Consider the following 18,694-nt stretch of genomic DNA (forward strand, 5'->3'; position numbering starts at 1 on the left):
CGTTAACCAAGTCCATAATGCCCTTTGTTCATGGCGTTTCCCCTATTGTTCAAGATGAGAACGATGGGGGGTAGCGCCGATGCAACGCCAGATACGACCCGAAGACGTGCGGCTCGGCATGTATGTCTGCGGCTTCGGCGGCTCGTGGTTCAGCCACCCCTTCTGGCGCGCCAAATTCGTGCTCAAGACCCAGCATGATCTCGAACGCGTCCAGGGATCTGGCGTTTCCTACGTCGTGATCGACGATGCGCTGGGGCTGGGTATCGTCGACCAGGCCGGTAGCCCGCCCGTCGCGGCAGCTCGACCCGTTCCCGTGTCGATCCGGCTGCAGCGCCCCGAGCGCAGCGCCCAGGTGCAATGGGACGAGCGCGAGAAGGCGCTCGAACGCTCGGACAAGCAGCAGGCCAAGGCACTCGTTTCGCGGTCGATGAAAGTCCTGCGCACGGCCTTCGCCGACGTCCGCCTGGGCCGCGCGGTGCGGATGGACGAGGTCACCGCCATCGTCGACGACGTCGTCGGCACGGTCGATCGCAGCCCGCGCACCTTGCTCGAGATTCTCCGCCTCAAGAGCAAGAACGAATATACCTATCTGCACTCGGTCGCGGTCTGCACGCTAATGGTCAACGCCGCGCGCCATATGGGCAAAGGCGCGGCCGAAACGCGCGACTACGGCCTGGCCGGCCTGCTCCACGATCTCGGCAAGATGGGTGTGGACGACGCCATCCTCAACAAGGAGGGCAAGCTCACCGAGGCCGAGTTCCTCGCGGTGCGCAATCACCCCGAGCACGGCTATCAGGTGCTGTCGCAGTCGCCGAACATCCCCGAGGCCGCGCTCGACGTCTGTCGGCACCACCACGAGAAGATGGACGGCTCGGGCTATCCCTTCGGGCTACCGGCCGAGGCGATCTCGCTGGTGGCACGGCTCGGCGCGGTCTGCGACGTCTACGACGCGCTGACCTCGGAGCGTGCATACAAGAACGCCTGGTCGCCGGTCGAGGCGCTGACCGCGATGTGGTCGTGGCAGGGCCATTTCGACCAGGGGCTACTGTTCACCTTCATGCAGTCGATCGGCGTTTTCCCGGCGGGCATGCTGGTCCAGCTTCGCTCGAACCGGCTGGCGCTGGTGCTCGAGAACAAGCGCCGCGCCTCGCGCCCGCGCGTGCTGGCCTTCTACGCGACACGCGACCGCCAGTTCATCGCACCCGAGGACGTGACGATCCAGGACAACCTCGCCAACGATTCGATCGTCGCTGCCGCCGATCCCGCAGAATGGGGCTTCGCCGACTGGGATGCGATGGTCGAACGCCTGCTGCGCGGCGACGGCCCGGCGCTCGCCGCCTAGCGGGCCGCCGGCAGGCCGGCGAGCAGCGCGAAGGCCTGGGCCACCGCCGCGCCGCGAATGACGGGCGAATGGGCGCTGACGATCGTCGTGATCGCGCGCGCCGCTAGCGCGTCGACCTCGGCCTGATACCTGGCCTGATCGACCAGCGCGACCCAGGGGCAGAGCGAGGCGTGATGGAACCGCGCGAGGCCTTCCGCCCAGAGCGCGGGATCGATCTCGTCGGTCCAGTCGACCGGCGCGCCGGGGATCGGCGCGCAGAACGCGTCCGAGGCGTAGTAGACCCCGGTGGACTCGTCGAGCAGACCGCGGGTGTAGGGGCTGTCGTAGACCGGCGGACGCAGCGCCGTGAGCGCGCGGTCGCCGACCCCGAAGCTCTCGCCCTCGTCGACCAACCGCATGCGTTCGACCGGCACGCCGAGCGAGGCCGCGATGCGGAAGGACTCGCCGCGACTGGTGATCATCGTCGCCTGCGGACAACGCGCCAGCGCCTCGATCAGGTTGCCCGCATGATCGGTGTCGATGTGGCTGACGAAGATCCAGCGCAGATCCTCGGCCGGTACCAGCGAGAACAGGTCCTCGAACCACTGATCGCGGTGCGTGACCATGCCGGTATCGACCACGATCGGCTCGGCGCCGCGGATCACCATCGAGTTGAGATTGGTCCAGGTCCCGCCGACCGAGGGTGTCAGCGCACGGATGCAGAAGGTATCGGGCGCGACTTCGAGCGGATACTGGCGCGGCGCCGTCGCCGCGGGATCGAAGTCAAAATGGCTCATGCCCCGCTCTCCCAGGATTTTGCGCGAGCCTAGTCCATCCCGGCCCCCGCGAAACCGGCATTGTTGGAACGATCGGGGCTTCCGTTTGCGTGGGCGCAGCGATCTGCCATAAGCGCCGCGTGCCCGACCTGCTGATCGATCCCGCCGAAGCGCTGCACGCGACTTTCGGCTTCTCCGCCTTCCGCGGCGTGCAGGAGGACGTGGTGCGGCGGGTGCTCGCGGGGCGCTCGACCCTGGCGGTCATGCCCACCGGCGCGGGCAAGTCGCTGACCTACCAGTTGCCCGCGGTGATGCAGCAGGGCACCTGCGTCGTCATCAGCCCGCTGATCGCTTTGATGCACGACCAGTTGCGCTCGGCCACGGCCAACGGCATCCGCGCCGCGACCCTGACCAGCGCCGACGCCGACCGCGAGACGACGATCGACCGCTTCCGCGCGGGCGAACTCGACCTGCTCTACGTCGCCCCCGAACGCGCGAGCCAGCCGCATTTCCGCGAGCTGCTGACCAAGGCGCCAATCTGCCTTTTCGCGATCGACGAGGCGCACTGCGTATCCGAATGGGGCCACGACTTCCGCCCCGACTATCGCCTGCTGCGTCCGCTGATGGACGCCTTTCCCGAAGTGCCGCGGCTGGCGCTGACCGCGACCGCCGACGCGCACACGCGCGCCGACATCCTCGCCCAGCTCGGCATTCCCGAAGAGGGGCTGATCGTCGCCGGCTTCGATCGGCCCAACATCCGCTACACGATCCGCCACCGCGAGAGCGTCGCGCGGCAGATTGCCCAGCTCATGGCCGACGTGCCCGGTCCGGGCATCGTCTATACGACCTCGCGCGCGAAGACGGAGAAGCTGGCCGAGCAGTTGGCCGCCACGACCGGGCGCACGGTCCTGCCCTATCACGCCGGGCTCGATCCGCAGGTCCGCGCGGGCAACCAGGCCGCCTTCGTCGCCTCCGAGGATATGGTCATCGTCGCGACGATCGCCTTCGGCATGGGTATCGACAAGCCCGACGTCCGCTTCGTCGCGCACGAGGGCATCCCCAAGTCGATCGAGGCCTATTACCAGGAGACCGGCCGCGCCGGGCGCGACGGCGACGATGCCCAGGCGGTGATGTTCTGGGCCGCGGGCGATTTCGCCCAGGCGCGATCGCGTCTGTCCGAGATCGAGGAAAGCCGCCGCGCGGGCGAGAACACGCGATTGAACGCGCTGGCGGTGCTGGTCGAGACCGGCGGTTGCCGCCGCGCGATCCTGCTCCGGCACTTCGGCGAGGATCCGCCCGAACGCTGCGGCAATTGCGACAACTGCCTCGACGCGCCGGGCGTGGTCGACGCCACGGTCACCGCACAGAAGCTGCTCTCGGCGGTGTTCCGCACGGGCCAGACCTATGGCTTCGGCCACGTCGAGAAGGTGCTGCTCGGCCAGGCCGACGATCGCGTGCTGACGCGCGGGCACGACCAGCTCTCGGTCTTCGGCATCGTCGCGGGCGACGAGGTGCAACTGCTCAAGCCGCTGTCGCGCGCACTCCAGGCGCGGGGCAGCCTGCTATCGACCGAGCACGGCGGGCTGATGCTCGGCGGCGACGCGCGGGCGATCCTCAAGGGCGACGCGAGCGTCCAGCTCGTCCTGCCACCCAAGAAGGAACCGCGGGGGCGGCGAGCCAATGGCCAGGGGCGCGGCGGCAGCGGCGGCGGGGTCAATCCGGTCGGCGATCCGCTGTTCGACGCGCTGCGCGAGCTGCGCCGCGCGCTGGCGCAGGAAGCAAGCGTGCCGCCCTATGTCATCTTCCACGATTCGACCTTGCGCGAGATGGCGGCGCTACGCCCCGCTTCGCTGGCCGCGCTCGGCGAGATCGGCGGCGTCGGCACGCGCAAGCTCGAGGCTTACGGCGATGCGTTTCTGCAGGTGATCCGGCAGCACTAACCCAACCGATAGGGCGTCGGATCGCCGCGTTCGGCGATGAGCTGACGCCGCGCTTCGGGTCGGGCCTCGTAGTAGAGCAGTTCGACGGACCTCGGCTCGCGTTCCGCAACCCGTGCCAGTAGCGCCAGCCCGGCATCGAGCCCGTGGTCGGTCAGTTCGTGCAGAACCGGGGTGACCTCCACCGCCAGGTCGGCCGCGACCAGGCGCAAGGCCCGCACCATCTCGCGGAATTCGAAGTCGGTCAGGCGGGAGGATTCGAACTCCTCCTTCGCAAGCAGGGCGCGGCGCAGATCCCAGACCATGTGGCGACGTTAGCAGCATTACTGCGCCCCGGCGATCTCGTGTCGTGCACGCGCGCTTGCCTTGCACGCAACGTCGCCCGGGGTGATGCTGGCGGCAACGAGAACATGGGAGAGACACGATGGCCGAAGGCGAAACCGGCGCGCTGCGCATTGCCGCGCGCGAGATCCCGATCCCCGCGCATCTGAGCCCCGAGGCCCAGGCCTGGCTGGCAATGCCGCGACCACCCGAAGGCGCCAACGTCTATCCCGCGCTCGACGACGCCGAAGCCTGGCGCCAGCGCATCGCCGCCAGCGACGCGATGATCCTGACCGTCCACCTCGGCGGCGGGAAGCCGTTCGACGGCACGGTCCGCGAGATCGCCGAAGGATCGGCGCGCGGCTTCGAGGTCCTGCCCGCCGGGCTCGATCCCGCCAATCGCCGCGTCTTCCTCGACGTCCACGGCGGCGGCTTGATCATGGGCGCGGGCGAGGTCTGCAAAGCCATGGCGGTCAACACCGCCAGCTATGTCCGCGCACGCGTGATCGCGCCCGACTATCGCATGCCGCCCGATCACCCGTTCCCCGTCGGACTCGACGATTGCCTGACCTTCTACCGCATGCTCCTGCGCGACCGCGATCCGCAGGAGATCATCGTCGGCGGCGCCTCGGCTGGCGGCAACCTCGCCGCGGCCATGGTGCTGCGCGCGCGCGACGAGGGCCTGCCGCTGCCCGCCGCGGTGGTGCTGCTCTCGCCCGAGATCGACCTGACCGAATCGGGCGACACCTTCCGCACCAATGCCGGGATCGACGGCATGGGCAGCCTGATGCAGGCGAACCTGCTCTATGCCGGTGGACACGACCTCCGCGATCCCTACGTCTCGCCGCTGTTCGGCGACTATGCCAAGGGCTTCCCGCCGACCCTGCTCACCGCGGGCACGCGCGACGTGTTCCTGTCGAACGCGGTGCGGCTCCACCGCAAGCTGCGCGCGGCGGGCGTTCCGGCCGAACTTCACGTCCTCGAAGCCGCCGCCCACGGCGCCTTCGGCAACCGCACCCCCGAAGAAGCCGAACTCGACACCGAAGTGCGCGGCTTCTGCGAGAGGCGGTGGGGCCGATGAACCGATCCTCCCCTACAAGGGGAGGTGGCAGCGCGTGGCGCTGACGGAGGGGTGTAACCGACGACCAGGACACCCCTCCACCACGCCGCTACGCGACGCGGTCCCCCTCCCAATGGGGGACGATCTTCTTACTTCAGCCCGAAGAACTTCTCGGCGCAGCCCGAGAGAATCCAGTCCATCTCGTCCTTGGGTACGCCCTGGAAGTTCCGCGCGATCGCCTTGTGCGAGTGCGGGAAGGTCGTCTCCGAATGCGGATAGTCCGACGACCACATGATGTTCTTCGCACCGGGCTTGTGGCGCAGCTCGACCCCGACCGGGTCCTCGATGAACGAGGCGTAGACATTCTGGTCGAAGTAGTAGCTGGGCGGATGCTTGATCGCGCACTCGGTCCAGTGGCGCTGCATCTCCCAGGCGCGGTCCATGTATTCGCAGGCCCAGGGGATCCAGCCCACGCCGCTTTCGATCAGGCCGACGCGCAGGGTCGGGAAGCGATCGAACACGCCCGAATAGAGCATGATGTTGATCATCTCGAGCATGGCCGGCTTGCCCATCGGCAGGTCGCAGAGGAAGTTGGTCTTGTCCTTGAAGCGCGAGATCCGCGCACCGAGGTGGAAGGTGACCGGCATGTCGAGATCGACCAGGGTCGCCCAGAGCTTGTCGAATTCGGGATCGCGATACTGGCGCGCGCCCTGCGGATCGCCGGTCATCGCCTGCCAGACCGCGCCCTCCTTGGTGAACTGGCTGATCGACTGCGGGAAGGCCGGCAGGTTCACCGCGACGTCGCCGCGCGCCTTGGCCGCCTTGATCCCCGCGATCGTCTGGTCGACGTCGACCGTGGTCAGATAGGCGCAGGCGAAAATGCGGCCGTTCGAATCGGCGCAGAAGTCCGACTGCCAGCGGTTGAACGCGTCGAAGCTGTCGAGATAGAGTTCGAGATTGCCCGTGCCCAGCGGACCGCCGCCGAAGCAGACGGCCTTGTCGATGCCGTCGCGGTCCATGTCCTCGAGCCGCTTGTCGACCATCCAGCCGCCCAGGCGCTGGTCCGAGAGCTTGCCCGCGTTCTTGTACTTGTCGAAGGTGCGGCCGGCCTGCGAGGCCATGAGGTTAACCGCGCGGCGCTGGCCCTCGAAGACGATGTAGTCGAACTCGCCCTCGCTCTCGACCTTGGGCGCGAGATCGCGGAACTGCGGCGAGAGGTATTCGGCCCAGAAGGTCGGCGGCGGGGTGACGTGGACGTCGGCATCGACCACGTAGTCGGCCACGCGCGGCTCGGCTTCGAACTGCTGGTTAACGTCGAAATCGGCTTCGGCCATGTCCCAAATCTCCCAGGCTCCGGGCTTGTCCGGATGTCATGAGAGTTTGTAGCAAGCGCTTGGGCGAAGCGCAATCGACTGCTTAGTCGGACTTCTCGGCGAAGGTCACGGGCACGGCCAGCCGCATCGGCAGATCGGGCGAGGAGATCCGCGATTCGCTGCCGTTGTCGTGGATCAGCACGACGCGCCCCATCCCCGGCGTGGCGACGACGGCGGTGACGCTGTCGACCCAGCGGTGCAGGATCTCGCGCGCGCGGCCGAGCGCATCGCCGCCGGTGGTCGCGTCGGTCGATGCCTCGAGCTCGGATTCCAGTTCGGTGACGCGCTCGATGGCGCTGGTGATCTTGTCGTTCATCGGACTCACTTGGGGTCCGATGAACGACCGCGCAAGCCCGTTAGAGCAGCGCCTCGGCGATCTCGCGCCAGGCCTGCCGCTGCGTGGCGATCGGCGTGCCCTGCGGCGCGATCACCTGCAGGCAGACATGATCGGCGCCGGCATCGTGGTGCTGCTTCACGCGTTCGGCGATCTGCTCGACCCCGCCCCAGGCGAACAGCGCGTCGATGAAGCTGTCGCTCATCGCCTCGATGTCTTCCTCGGCAATGCCCAGACGCACCCAGTTGCTGCGGTAATTGGGCAGCGCGCGATAGTGATCGACCGCCCCGCGGGCGAGATCGCGCGCCTTGGTCGGATCGCTTTCGAGCACGACGCCCTGCTCGGGCGCAAGCAGCTTGCCGGGCCCGAGGATCTCGCGCGCGATCGCGGTGTGATCGGGCGTGACGAGATAGGGATGCGCGCCAGCGGTGAGATCGCGCGAGAGCGCGACCATCTTGGGGCCGAGCGCGGCGAGGCACTGGTTGTCCGCGGGCACGCCCAGCGCCGTCAGCCGCTCGACCCAGTCGCGCGTCACCGGGATCGGCTTGCCCCAGTTCTCGCCGATCAGCGGACCGTGGCTGATGCCGATGCCGAGCAGCGCGCGCGCCTTGTGATCGTCGGACAGGCCGTTCCACCAGGCGCCGATCTCGGCGGGCTCGTGCTTCCACAGGTTGATGATGCCCGTGGCGAGCGTGGTGCGCTTGGTCGCGTTCAGCAGCCGGCTGAAATCGCCGGTGACGTCGCCGCCGATGCCGCCGGGGAACCAGATCGCCCCATAGCCCAGTTCGTCGAGCTCGGCCGCAGCCTCGGCCGCTTCGCCGGGGTCGCCGAAGCGCAGTTCCATCGACCAGATGCCGAGACGGCCCAGGCTGGGTACGGTCATGATAGTCTCTCCGAAATATCCGTTTGGCCGATCCTGCGGTGCGAGCCCGAAAGCGGCAAGCGCATTCGCGCTTTCATCTCTGGAACGAAAAGCATGCCCGTCACGATTGACAAGCCGGCGGTCACGCATGTTATCACTTGGAAACATAATGAACGGGAGAGACGCCCATGCCGATTCACGTGACCGCGGATTCGATCGATCCCGACTATGCTGATCCCTTCGTCGACATCTCCGAGGATCGCACCGAGCCCGTGCCGCACCGCTATGTGAGCGGCGGCTTCAAAGGCACCGACGCGCGCTTCTCGTTCTATTTCCCGCTCAAGCTGCAGTACCAGGGCCGCTTCTTCCACAACACCTATCCGATGGCCGTGACCTCGGACATCGGGCCCTTCCCGATCCAGTTCGAAGTGGCGGTCGGCGATCTCGGCTTTACGCTCGATTCGGGCGCCTATTACGTCCAGACCAACAATGGCCTGGTCTTCCGCAACCCCGGCGCCGATCCGGCGATCGCCGCCTATCGCGTCAACGCGGCGGCGGCGAAGTTCTCGCGGCAGGTCGCGGCCGAGCTCTACGGCGAGCATCGCCCCTGGGGCTACCTGTTCGGCGGTTCGGGCGGCGCCTACCAGACGATGGGCGCGGCCGAGAACACCAGCGGCGTCTGGGACGGCTTCGTGCCTTTCGTCCCAGGCTGCAATCACGCGATCCCGAGCATGTTCACCGTGCGCATGCATGCCCTGCGCGTGCTGCGCCAGCGACCGGGCGTCTTCGCGCGGATCGCCGATGCGGTCGAGGTCGGCGGCAGCGGTGATCCCTATGAAGGCCTGACCGAGGAAGAGGCCGGCGCCTTGCGCGAGGTCACGCTGATGGGCTTCCCGCCGCGCGGCTGGTACCTGCATGAGACGCTCGACAGCGGCTATTTCGCCAACATCTCGGGCATGATCCCGATGATGGACCCGACCTATGCCGAGGACTTCTGGTCCAAGCCCGGCTACCTCGGCACCGATCCGACCAGTTCAATCGGCGAGGCGCGCTTCCGCTTCGATTCGACCGTCGCCGCAGTCAGCGGCCCGCCTTTCGTGATCGAACTGGCCGATCTGCCCGAAGGCGACGGCCAGAACGGCCACCTCGTCGTGCTCAGCGGCGAGTCCGCGGGCGCGAGCCTGCCGATCGCGCGGGTCGAGGGCAGGACCGTCCACCTGATCGCCGTGCTCGACCACGCCAAGGCCGCGGGCATCCGCGCCGGCGACCAGGTGCGCATCGACAATTCGTGGGCACTCGCGCTTGAGACCTATCACCGCCATCAGGTGCCGCCGACCACCGACTACTACGGCTGGAACCAGTTCCGCGACGCCGCCGGTCAGCCGATCTATCCGCAGCGCCCGGTGCTGGTCGGCCCGGCCGGCACCGCCAACGCTGCGGGCGCGGTGCTGACCGGCAATGTCCAGGGCAAAGTGCTGATGCTCTCGGCGCTGATGGATATCGACGCCTATGCCTGGCAGGCCGACTGGTACCGTTCGCTGGTGCGCGAGGCCAAAGGCGCCGACTTCGCCGACAATTTCGCGCTGTGGTTCGTCGATCGCGCGCATCACGAGAACCCGCTGACCCCGCTCCAGCGCACCCAGGTCGCCAGCTTCTCAGGCGCCTTGCAGCAGGCGCTGCGCGATCTCGCGGCCTGGGTGGAGACGGGCCGCAAACCTTCCGAAACGAACTATGCCGTCGCGGACACGCAGGTGATCGTCCCCGCCGAAGCCGCAGCGCGCGGCGGCGTGCAGCCGGTGGTCGATCTTCTGGCCAACGGAAACAACCGAGCCGAAGTCGCGGTCGGCGAAGAGATGACACTGACTGCAACGATCACCGTGCCGCCGGGTGCGGGCAAGGTGGTATCGGTCGAATGGGATCTCGACGGAAGCGGGGACTTCACCCCCGCGAGCGTCAGCACACTTGCCGAAACGATGACCCTGTCGACGCGTCACGCCTACGCCGTGCCAGGCACCTATTTCGCCGTCGTCCGCGTCGGCGCGCATCGCCAGGGCGACCCGGCGACGCCCTATGCGCGCGTGCTCAACCTCGCGCGGGCACGGATCGTGGTGCGCTAAAGTATCGCTGCGCCGGGACGCGGCGAACTCGCGGCAAACCGCAGGGGCGATGCACCCGGCGGGTTGAACGGGCGGCGCGGCGCCCCATGTTCAAAAGGCACCACGAACCGAGAGGTTCGCCGAACCGCGCTGATCCGACGCTTGGCGCGCATGGCCGGGCCGGGGACCTCCCCGCGCCCGGCTCTTTGTTGGGCCCCCGCAACCGAACTCAGGCGACGTTGCGGCGTGGTTCCTGCGCGTGCGGCAGCTTATCGCCGGGCTGGGCCTTGCCGATTAGATAGCCCTGGCCCTGACCGCAGCCGATGCCCTTGAGGTATTCGATGTGCTCGGGCTCTTCGATGCCTTCGGCGGTGACCGTCATGCCCAGGCTCTGGCCCAGGCCAATGATCGCGCTGACCACGGCCTTCGAATTGGGCTCGGCCAGCCCCATGATGAAGCTCTTGTCGATCTTGATCTTGGTGAAGGGGTAGCTGAGCAGATAGGACAGCGACGAATAGCCGGTGCCGAAATCGTCCATCGAGATGCCGACGCCGAGCGCGCGGATCGATTCGAGCAGATGCGCGATCGCCGGGCTGCGATCCATCAGCACCGCCTCGGTGATCTCGATCTCGAGCCGCGCCGGATCGAGCCCCGACATCGCCAGCGCCTGCAGCACGATGTTGAGCAGGTTGCCGCCGCGGAACTGCAGCGGCGAGGCGTTGACCGCGACCTTGAGATTGCCCGGCCACGATGCCGCCTCGCGGCAGGCCGCCTGGAGCACGTACTGGCCGATCACGTCGATCAGGCCGATCTCCTCGGCCAGGCCGATGAAGCTGTCGGGGTAGAGCAACCCGCGCTCGGGATGCTCCCAGCGCAGCAGCGCCTCGTAACCGATGACGTCGTTACCGGCGAGATCGATCAGCGGCATGTAGTGGATGACCAACTCGCCCTGACGCACGGCGCGGCGCAGGTCGTTTTCGAGCCGCGCCTTTTCCTGCGCGGCCGTGTCCATCTCGGGCTCGAAGCGGCGGACCGTGCCGCGCTGGTCGGCCTTGGCGGCGTAGAGTGCGAGATCGGCGTAGCGCAGCAGGTGATTGGCATCGAGCCCGTGCTCGGGCGCGAAGGCGATGCCAATCGTGGCGCCGATGTGCAGGGTCGTGCCCGCGACGGTGATCGGCTCGGCCATGACCGTGACGATCGAGCGCGTGATCAGATCGATCTTCTCGTCGGTCTTGGCTTGGCAGATTACGGCGAACTCGTCGCCGCCCAGGCGGCAGAGCAGCGCGTTCTGCTTGGGGGTCAGCGCGCGCATGCGCCGCGCCGCTTCGGCGAGTACAATGTCGCCGACATGGTGGCCGTAGCTGTCGTTGATCTGCTTGAACATGTCGAGATCGATCATCGCGATCGCGACGGTGCCGCCGGTCTGCGGCAGTTCGTCGAGCATGTCCTGCAGCCCCTCGCGGCAATGCGCGCGGTTGGCGAGGCCGGTCAGCTCGTCATGCTTGGCCATGTGCTCGATACGGGCCTCGGCCTTGCGGCGCTCGGTCACGTCGAAGACCGAGACGATCGTCGCGAGCCGGCCGTCGATCACCGACTGGCGGGTGAACAGCACCGATTCCATCTCGCTCCAGTCGCGCGCGACCTGGCGCCAGAAGCGATCCTTGTCCGAGCACGAGGTGGCGAGCAGGCGCCGCGCCTCGGGCCATTCGTCGGCGGCGAAGAGACGCTCGGCGGCCAGGCCTTCGAGCTCAGCCAGGGCATAGCCGAAGTGCTCGGCCGCCGCGGCATTGGCCGAGCGCACGCATTCCTCGACCGGATCGTAGACCAGCAGCGGCACCGGATTGCTTTCGAACAGCAGCCGGAAGCCTTCCTCGCGCGCCTTCATCTCGGTGATGTCGACACGCAGGCCGATCGTGCCGCCGTCGGCGGTCTTGCGCTCCTCGATCATGATGCAGCGGCCGTCGGCCAGCATCTGTTCGTGGCGGCCGCGCGGGTTCTGCAGCAGTTCGAGGCGTTCGGCGATCCAGGCGTCCTCGCGGCCGACGGCCTCGGGATAGTCGCCGCGCTCGACGCCTTGGCGCAGGGTGTCGGCGAGCCGGGCGCCGACGTGGAAGAGATCGGCCGAGCGCTGGTAGGTCTCGGCGTACTGCTTGTTCCAGAGGATGTAGCGGCCTTCGGGATCGAGGAAGACGACGCCGTGCGGCATCGCCTCGATCGCCTCGCGCAGGCGTGCTTCCGCGCGATCGACCGCCCGTTCGGCGCGCGTCAGCGCATCGAGCGTGGTCTCGTCCTGGTCGTCGCCGGCTCCGCACGGGCCGGGCGCACTGTATTCCATGGCGTACCCCCTGAGGATTTCAGGGGAGCGATAAGGGTAAAGCGTTAAGAAACCGTCGAAACCGCGGATTTCCGCCAGTTCGACGGCTTCGACGGCCCGCGCCGGAGCTTACAGCGGATTGTCGAGCTGGATCACCGGCTCGCTGCTGATGCGCTGCGTGGTCTTGAGCTCGCGCGCCTTGGCAAAGCTCGCCAGGACCGGTGCATCGCGGCGGTAGATGTCGGCATAGGACACCACGTTGCCGGTCATCCCCGTATCCTGACCCATGGTGAAGTAGCTGATATAGACGGGGAAAGTCCGCGTCATCGGCACCTTGGTATATTTGCCCGAGGTGGCGTTGGCGATCAGCTGCTCCTGCGGCATGTCGGCACCCATGATGGCCATGGTCATGCCCAGCACCAGCGCGTTCTGCGTGCGGATGCAACCGTGGCTCTCGGCGCGGACCGCCTGGTTGAAATACTGCTTGGCCGGAGTGTCGTGCAGATAGATCGCGTGCGGATTGGGCATGTCGATCTTCATCACGCCCAGCGAATTGCTCGGCCCGGGCTGCTGCACCACGGTCAGGCTGCCGTCGGAATTGCGCGTGACCTTGTAGCCCTTGCGCGGCGCGCGCATCAGCGAAGCGCCGAGCCCTTCGCCGACGACGATCGACTGCGGCACCGTCCAAGTCGGGTTGAACACCACGGCCTTGACCTCTTCGGCCAGCTGCGGCGTCGCGGTGCGGCCGGGCTTGCCGACGACGGTGCGGAAGGTCTTCACCAGCTGGTGGTTGGCCTTCATCAGCCGCAGCTGGAATTCGGGGACATTGGCGATCAGGTAGATCTCGCCCAGATCGCGGCGCAGCCAGCGCCAGCGATCCATGTTGATGCGGATCTTCGAGCGCGTCGCCGCGTCGGTCTTCGGCGTGGTCGCCAGCGCCGCCTTCAGCGCCTGGTAGTCGGGATGGGTCGGCGCGAGTTCGGCCAGGGTGCCCGCGACGTTGTGCGTCGCCAGCGCCTTGGTCATCAGCATGCTCGTCGGCGTCTCGTCCTGATCGGGATCGACCGCGAACCACTGCACGCGCGATTCCATCGGCGTGCGGCCATCGCGCAGGTCTTCGGCCAGCCAGGCGAAGCTCTTGCTGGCCACGGCATCGAGCGCCGAGCCAGCGCCGCCGGCGATCGCCGCACGCAGCGCCTCGGGCTGGTAGTCCTTCGCGAACAGGCCTTCACCGTCGATCGTGTCGATCACCGCGAGCAGCGCGCGCGCATCGGCGAGCGGCCAGGCCATGACGGGTTCGGCCACGGGAAGCGGCTGGACTTCGGGAATGCCGATCACCGGCGCGCCGGCCTTGGTCGTCGGCGCAGGCGGGGCGACGACCGGCGCCGGGGTCGGCAGCAACACCTCGGGCGCGGGCGTGCGACGCGGCTGCGCGGTCGGGGCCTGTGCGATCACGGGCTGTGCGGCCACGACCGCTCCGGACACCGCGAACACACCCGCGATCAGCGCTTTACGCAATTCCACCTTCGTCCCCTGCTTCATCTTGTAGACCATCTATGCTGGCTGCCGGGGCGTGCTCCATGAGCGGTGCCCCGCGTCACGATTTTGCCCTTTTCGGCGGCAAGCATCAAGCATTGCGGCTTACGCTGCGATGAATCGTGAAGGATTCCAGTGAATATCGCGGTAGGCCTAACCCGCAGCCGCCCGCGCGATCTCCGCCAGACCCTGCGACAGCAGCAATTCGGAATCCTGGCTGTTCGACAAGAGCGACCGATGCAGGCCGACCAGCTTGTCGACCAGTCGCTCGAGCTTGCGCCCGCGCCACTGGCGCAATTGCGCGCCGAGCTCGCGCTCGTCCTTCCAGAACACGCGCCGCGCCTGGACCTCGGCCTTGAGCAGGGCGGTGACGTCACCCCTCGGCCCCAGCTTGGCCGCAAGCGCGGCGAGCTGTGCCGCGCGGCGCTCGATCGCCAGCAGCAGACCGATCGGGTTGAGCCCGAGCTCGCGCATCCGCCGCAGCTCGCCGGGGATCTTCGCCTTCTCGCCGCCGAGCACGACGTTGACCAAGGCACCGAAGCCATCCTCCTCGGTCTTGGCGCCGATCGCCTCGATCGCCGCGGCGTCGGCGCTGCGCGGGCTCTCGGCGCTGGCGTCGAGATAGAGCGCGAGCTTGGTCACCTCGGACCGCGCCAGCCGCGTGTCGAGCCCCGCCGAACGCGCGATCCGCTCGGCCAGGTCGCCGCCGATACGCAGGCCTGCAGCATCGGCCATGGCGCGGACCGAGGCGGCAACCGACTTGAGATCGGGCGGATAGAACATCGCCATCAGCGCGTCGGGCCGGTCGGCAAGCAGCTTGGCGGTGCGCGACTTGTCGGTCGCGCCGCTCGCGACGATCAGCACCGGGCAGGGCTCGACATCACCTGAGAGCAGAACCTGGACGGCGTCGAAGGTATCGTCGCCCTGTCCGCGCACGAAAATATGGCGCTTGTCGCCGAACAGCGAGTTCGAGCGCGCCTCGTCGCCGAGCTTGACCGGATCGCGCTTGAGATCGGCTCCCGAGAATTCGATGCGCTCGCCGGGATCGGGCAGCAGCGAGAGGATTTTCTGCGCCGCGTCGTGCGCGCTCGAATCGTCGCCGCAGAAGAAGAAGACCTTCGCCTCGGCGGCCGCGCGAGCGGCCATGCCGGCGAAGTCGCGCCCGGTCGCTTTCACTGCTGCTTGCGGAGCTGCAGCGCCACCTTGGTGACGATGCGATCGGCAACGTCCTTGGCCAGGTTCTCGAGCGCGGTGTTCTCGGCCGCGATCGTCGCATATTCGGAGCTGACCACGTCGATGCCCGCGTCCGAACCGTCGCTGGCGTCGAGCATGATCTGGCCCGTGCTCAGATCGACGAGCTGGTAGCGCGCGCGCAGGGTCCGGCGCTCGCGGCCGATCGTGTCGTTCGACAGCAGCGCCAGGCCCTCGAGCTTGTCGTCGAGCCGGATGTCGAGCCGGTAGCGCGGCGCGCCGCTGTCACTGCTCGCGGCGCCGAGCCGGTCGTTCAGCGCATTGCGCACGAGCCAGCCCGACTTGCCCTCGATCGGCGAGACGTCGATGCCCGCGAGACCCTGGGCCACCGCGCCCCTGCCCCCGCCCGCGTACATCGGCTGGAGCCCGCAGGCGGCCAGCAGGAGCGGCAGGGCAAGGACGGTCAGCTTCTTCACGCGACGATGTTCACCAGACGATCGGGCACGACGATGATCTTCTTGACCTCGGCCCCGTCGATCGCACGCTGGACCTTCTCGCTGGCGAGGGCAAGCGCCTCGAGCTCGGGCCCGGCCGTGCCCTTGGCCACGGTCAGGGTATCGCGCAGCTTGCCTTTGACCTGGACCGCGATGGTCACTTCGTCCTCGACCAGAAGCGCCGGATCGACTTCGGGCCAGAGCGCTTCCGCAACCAGATTGTCGCCAATCGTGCTCCAGGCCTCTTCGGCGAGGTGCGGCATCATCGGCGCGACGAGCAGCAGCAGCGCCTTGATCGCCTGCGAACGGCTGGCCGAAGGCGCGGCCTTCTCGATCGCCGAGGTCAGCTCGTAGATCCGCGCGACGGCCTTGTTGAACGACAGCGCCTCGATGTCCTCGGCCACCAAGGCGACGGTCTGGTCGCGCTTACGGTCGAGCGGCTTGTCCCAAATAGCATCTGGGCCCGCGGCAGCGGCATCGTACTGCGCGAACAGGCGCCACAGGCGCTGGACGAACTTGCCGCAGCCCTCGATCCCCGCGGCCGACCAGGGCAGGTCGCGCTCGGGCGGGCTGTCGGACAGCATGAACCAGCGGATCGCGTCGGCGCCGTAGGTCGCGACGATCTCGTCGGGATCGACCACGTTCTTCTTCGACTTCGACATCTTGATGACGCGGCCGATCTCGACCGGCGCGCCATCGGCGCGCAGGGTCGCGCCGTCACCCGAACGCTCGACCTCGGCGGGCGAGAAGAACACCGGCTGGCCGTTCTCGGGATTCTTGCGCTCGTAGGTCTCGTGCGTGACCATGCCCTGGGTGAACAGACTGCCGAACGGCTCGGCCACGTCGATCAGGCCGATGCGCTTGAGCGCACGCGTCCAGAAGCGCGCGTAGAGCAGGTGCAGGATCGCGTGCTCGATGCCGCCGATATACTGCTCGACCGGCAGCCACTTGGCGATCTGCTCGGGATCGAACGGCTTGTCGGCGGGCTGGCTGGCGAAGCGCAGGAAATACCACGAGCTGTCGACGAAGGTGTCGAGCGTATCGGTCTCGCGCTGCGCCGCGCCGTTGCACTGCGGGCAGGAGACGTTCTTCCAGGTCGGATGGCGCAGCAGCGGATTGCCCGGCGTCTGGAAGTCGACGTCCTCGGGCAGGGTGACCGGCAGCTGCGCCTTGGGCACGGGCACCACGCCGCAGGATTCGCAGTGGATGAACGGGATCGGCGTACCCCAATAGCGCTGGCGGCTGACGCCCCAGTCGCGCAGGCGGTATTGCGTCTCGCCCTGGCCCCAGCCCTCGTGCTGCGCCTTGGCGATCACCGCGGCCTTGGCGTCGGGCACCGACATGCCGTCGAGCCATTCCGAGTTCACGATGCGGCCCGGGCCGGTATAGGCCTCGTTGCCGTGGAACGTCGCGCCGGTCTCGTCGCCTTCCGCCACCACGCGCGTCACCGGCAGCTCGTACTTGCGCGCGAAGTCGAGGTCGCGCTGGTCGTGCGCCGGGCAGCCGAAGACCGCGCCGGTACCATAGTCCATCAGCACGAAGTTCGCGACGTAGACCGGCAGGTGCCAGGCTTTCTTGAGCGGATGCTCGACCGAGAGACCGGTGTTGAAGCCCAGCTTCTCGGCGGTCTCGAGCTCGGCCGCGGTGGTGCCGCCGCGCTTGCATTCCTCGATGAAGGCGGCGAGCTCGGGCGCATTGGCGGCCATCTGCTGCGCGACCGGATGGTCGGCGGCGATCGCCACGAAGCTCGCGCCGAACAGCGTGTCGGGGCGCGTGGTATAGACCTCGATGCCGTCCTGGCTGTCGACGAAGTGGAACTTGGCACGCAGCCCCTGGCTCTTGCCGATCCAGTTCTCCTGCATCAGCCGGACCTTCTCGGGCCAGGTGTCGAGGCTGCCGAGGCCTTCGATCAGCTCGTCAGCGAAGTCGGTGATCTTGAGGAACCACTGGCTGAGCTTGCGCTTCTCGACCAGCGCGCCCGAGCGCCAGCCGCGGCCGTCGATGACCTGCTCGTTGGCGAGCACGGTCATGTCGACCGGATCCCAGTTCACCGCCGATTCCTTGCGGTAGACCAGGCCGTTGGCATAGAGATCGAGGAACAGCGCCTGCTCGTGGCCGTAGTATTCGGGCTCGCAGGTGGCGAGTTCGCGGCTCCAGTCGAGCGCGAAGCCCAGGCGCTTGAGCTGCGCCTTCATGTTGGCGATGTTCTCGCGCGTCCAGCCGCCGGGGTGGACGCCCTTCTCCATCGCCGCGTTCTCGGCCGGCATGCCGAAGGCGTCCCAACCCATCGGGTGGAGCACCTCGAAGCCCTTCATCCGCTTGTACCGCGCGAGCACGTCGCCCATCGTGTAGTTGCGGACATGGCCGATGTGGATGCGCCCCGACGGATAGGGGAACATCTCCAGGACGTAGCTGCGCGGCTTGGTGCTGGCGTCGTCGGCGCGGAAGCTCTGCTTCTCGTCCCAGACGCGCTGCCAGCGGACGTCCGCGACGGACGGTTCGAAACGCTCGCTCATGATCTGCTAAAGCCTCAGCCGCCGATGGCGTTCCGACGCAGGTCGCGGGCCTTGGTGAGGATGATGTCCTCGAGCTTCTGCACGGTCGCCGCCTGGACCGGCGCGTCGATCCAGCTGGTGCCCTGGGCGACCTGGCGGCTCGCCGCGACGCGCAGCGCATCGGCGCGCAGGTCCTGGTCGAGAATCGTGACGGTGACCTTGACGCGCTCGCCCGGGTTCTGCGGGTTGGCATACCAGTCGGTGACGATGACGCCGCCGTTGCTGTCGGTCTGGACCAGCGGCATGAACGACAGCGCATCGAGGCTGGCGCGCCACAGATACGAGTTCACGCCGATCGTCGTGACCTTCGAAGCCGCGATGTCCTGCCGCGCCAGTTCCTTCTTGCCGCCGCAGCCGGTCAGCGCGAGCGCGATCATCGCGGCCACGCCGGCGCGCGCAATCCAGCGCGAAGAGAAGGGACCGGTATCAGTGCCGGTAACAATGCTGGCCGTCATCGTCGTTTCCAAATCCTAGAGCCCAAAACCCTGAGCGAAGTTGGGGGCCTTAGCCCGCGCCGCTGAGCC

General features: G+C 67.7%; 15 protein-coding genes. 4 read left to right on the forward strand and 11 right to left on the reverse strand.

Annotated elements, in window-relative coordinates; genetic code table 11:
- The first annotated feature begins 79 nt into the window (after positions 1-79).
- A complete protein-coding gene (locus tag OLX23_RS08025; protein WP_264444285.1) occupies positions 80-1,342 on the forward strand; it encodes an HD-GYP domain-containing protein in 1,263 nt (420 codons plus the stop codon).
- Here OLX23_RS08025 and OLX23_RS08030 read toward each other — a convergent pair.
- A complete protein-coding gene (locus OLX23_RS08030) occupies positions 1,339-2,118 on the reverse strand; it encodes an MBL fold metallo-hydrolase (RefSeq protein WP_264444286.1) in 780 nt (259 codons plus the stop codon). The two genes, OLX23_RS08025 and OLX23_RS08030, sit on opposite strands and share 4 nt — an antisense overlap.
- Positions 2,119-2,207: 89 nt before the next feature.
- Here OLX23_RS08030 and recQ point away from each other — a divergent pair, with 89 nt between their 5' ends.
- Positions 2,208-4,037, forward strand: coding sequence for a DNA helicase RecQ (recQ, locus tag OLX23_RS08035; RefSeq protein WP_413629789.1), 1,830 nt, complete (start codon positions 2,208-2,210; stop codon positions 4,035-4,037).
- Here the strand turns inward: recQ and OLX23_RS08040 are convergent.
- Entirely contained in the window at positions 4,034-4,339 is a 306-nt protein-coding gene (locus OLX23_RS08040) for a hypothetical protein (protein WP_264444287.1), read from the reverse strand. The two genes, recQ and OLX23_RS08040, sit on opposite strands and share 4 nt — an antisense overlap.
- A gap of 119 nt (positions 4,340-4,458) precedes the next feature.
- On the opposite strand from OLX23_RS08040, the gene OLX23_RS08045 reads away from it, so the two are divergent.
- Complete coding sequence (locus OLX23_RS08045) at positions 4,459-5,436, forward strand: alpha/beta hydrolase (protein WP_264444288.1); 978 nt, start codon at positions 4,459-4,461, stop codon at positions 5,434-5,436.
- 128 nt (positions 5,437-5,564) lie between these two features.
- Here OLX23_RS08045 and OLX23_RS08050 read toward each other — a convergent pair whose 3' ends face one another.
- The 3 genes from OLX23_RS08050 to OLX23_RS08060 form a co-directional block, all read right to left on the reverse strand.
- Complete coding sequence (locus OLX23_RS08050; protein ID WP_264444289.1) at positions 5,565-6,749, reverse strand: amidohydrolase family protein; 1,185 nt, start codon at positions 6,747-6,749, stop codon at positions 5,565-5,567.
- A gap of 82 nt (positions 6,750-6,831) precedes the next feature.
- The gene (locus tag OLX23_RS08055; protein ID WP_264444290.1) at positions 6,832-7,104 is read right to left on the reverse strand and encodes a hypothetical protein; all 273 of its coding nucleotides are present in this window, start codon (positions 7,102-7,104) and stop codon (positions 6,832-6,834) included.
- A 40-nt stretch (positions 7,105-7,144) separates the two neighbouring features.
- Positions 7,145-8,005 (reverse strand): TIGR03620 family F420-dependent LLM class oxidoreductase, encoded by an 861-nt coding sequence (locus OLX23_RS08060; RefSeq protein ID WP_264444291.1) that lies wholly within the window; start codon positions 8,003-8,005, stop codon positions 7,145-7,147.
- A 167-nt stretch (positions 8,006-8,172) separates the two neighbouring features.
- Between OLX23_RS08060 and OLX23_RS08065 the strand changes: the two genes are divergently transcribed.
- On the forward strand, positions 8,173-10,101 hold the full coding sequence (locus OLX23_RS08065) for a PKD domain-containing protein (protein ID WP_264444292.1): 1,929 nt from the start codon (positions 8,173-8,175) through the stop codon (positions 10,099-10,101).
- A 208-nt stretch (positions 10,102-10,309) separates the two neighbouring features.
- Here the strand turns inward: OLX23_RS08065 and OLX23_RS08070 are convergent, their stop codons facing one another.
- From OLX23_RS08070 to OLX23_RS08095, 6 genes are all read right to left on the reverse strand, one after another.
- Entirely contained in the window at positions 10,310-12,415 is a 2,106-nt protein-coding gene (locus OLX23_RS08070; RefSeq protein ID WP_264444293.1) for a putative bifunctional diguanylate cyclase/phosphodiesterase, read from the reverse strand.
- A 108-nt stretch (positions 12,416-12,523) separates the two neighbouring features.
- On the reverse strand, positions 12,524-13,918 hold the full coding sequence (locus OLX23_RS08075; RefSeq protein ID WP_264444294.1) for a L,D-transpeptidase family protein: 1,395 nt from the start codon (positions 13,916-13,918) through the stop codon (positions 12,524-12,526).
- Positions 13,919-14,083: 165 nt separating this feature from the next.
- Positions 14,084-15,106 carry a DNA polymerase III subunit delta gene (holA, locus tag OLX23_RS08080; RefSeq protein ID WP_264444296.1) on the reverse strand — a complete coding sequence of 341 codons (1,023 nt, stop codon included), beginning with the start codon at positions 15,104-15,106 and terminating at the stop codon, positions 14,084-14,086.
- A complete protein-coding gene (lptE, locus tag OLX23_RS08085) occupies positions 15,103-15,537 on the reverse strand; it encodes an LPS assembly lipoprotein LptE (protein ID WP_264444908.1) in 435 nt (144 codons plus the stop codon). The genes holA and lptE overlap by 4 nt, the downstream gene beginning before the upstream one ends.
- A gap of 56 nt (positions 15,538-15,593) precedes the next feature.
- Entirely contained in the window at positions 15,594-18,131 is a 2,538-nt protein-coding gene (gene leuS / locus OLX23_RS08090) for a leucine--tRNA ligase (protein WP_264444298.1), read from the reverse strand.
- Between the two features lie 14 nt (positions 18,132-18,145).
- On the reverse strand, positions 18,146-18,547 hold the full coding sequence (locus OLX23_RS08095) for a DUF3576 domain-containing protein (protein ID WP_264444909.1): 402 nt from the start codon (positions 18,545-18,547) through the stop codon (positions 18,146-18,148).
- Between the last annotated feature and the right edge of the window lie 147 nt (positions 18,548-18,694).

The sequence above is a fragment of the Novosphingobium sp. JCM 18896 genome (assembly GCF_025938095.1).
GTDB lineage: Bacteria > Pseudomonadota > Alphaproteobacteria > Sphingomonadales > Sphingomonadaceae > Novosphingobium.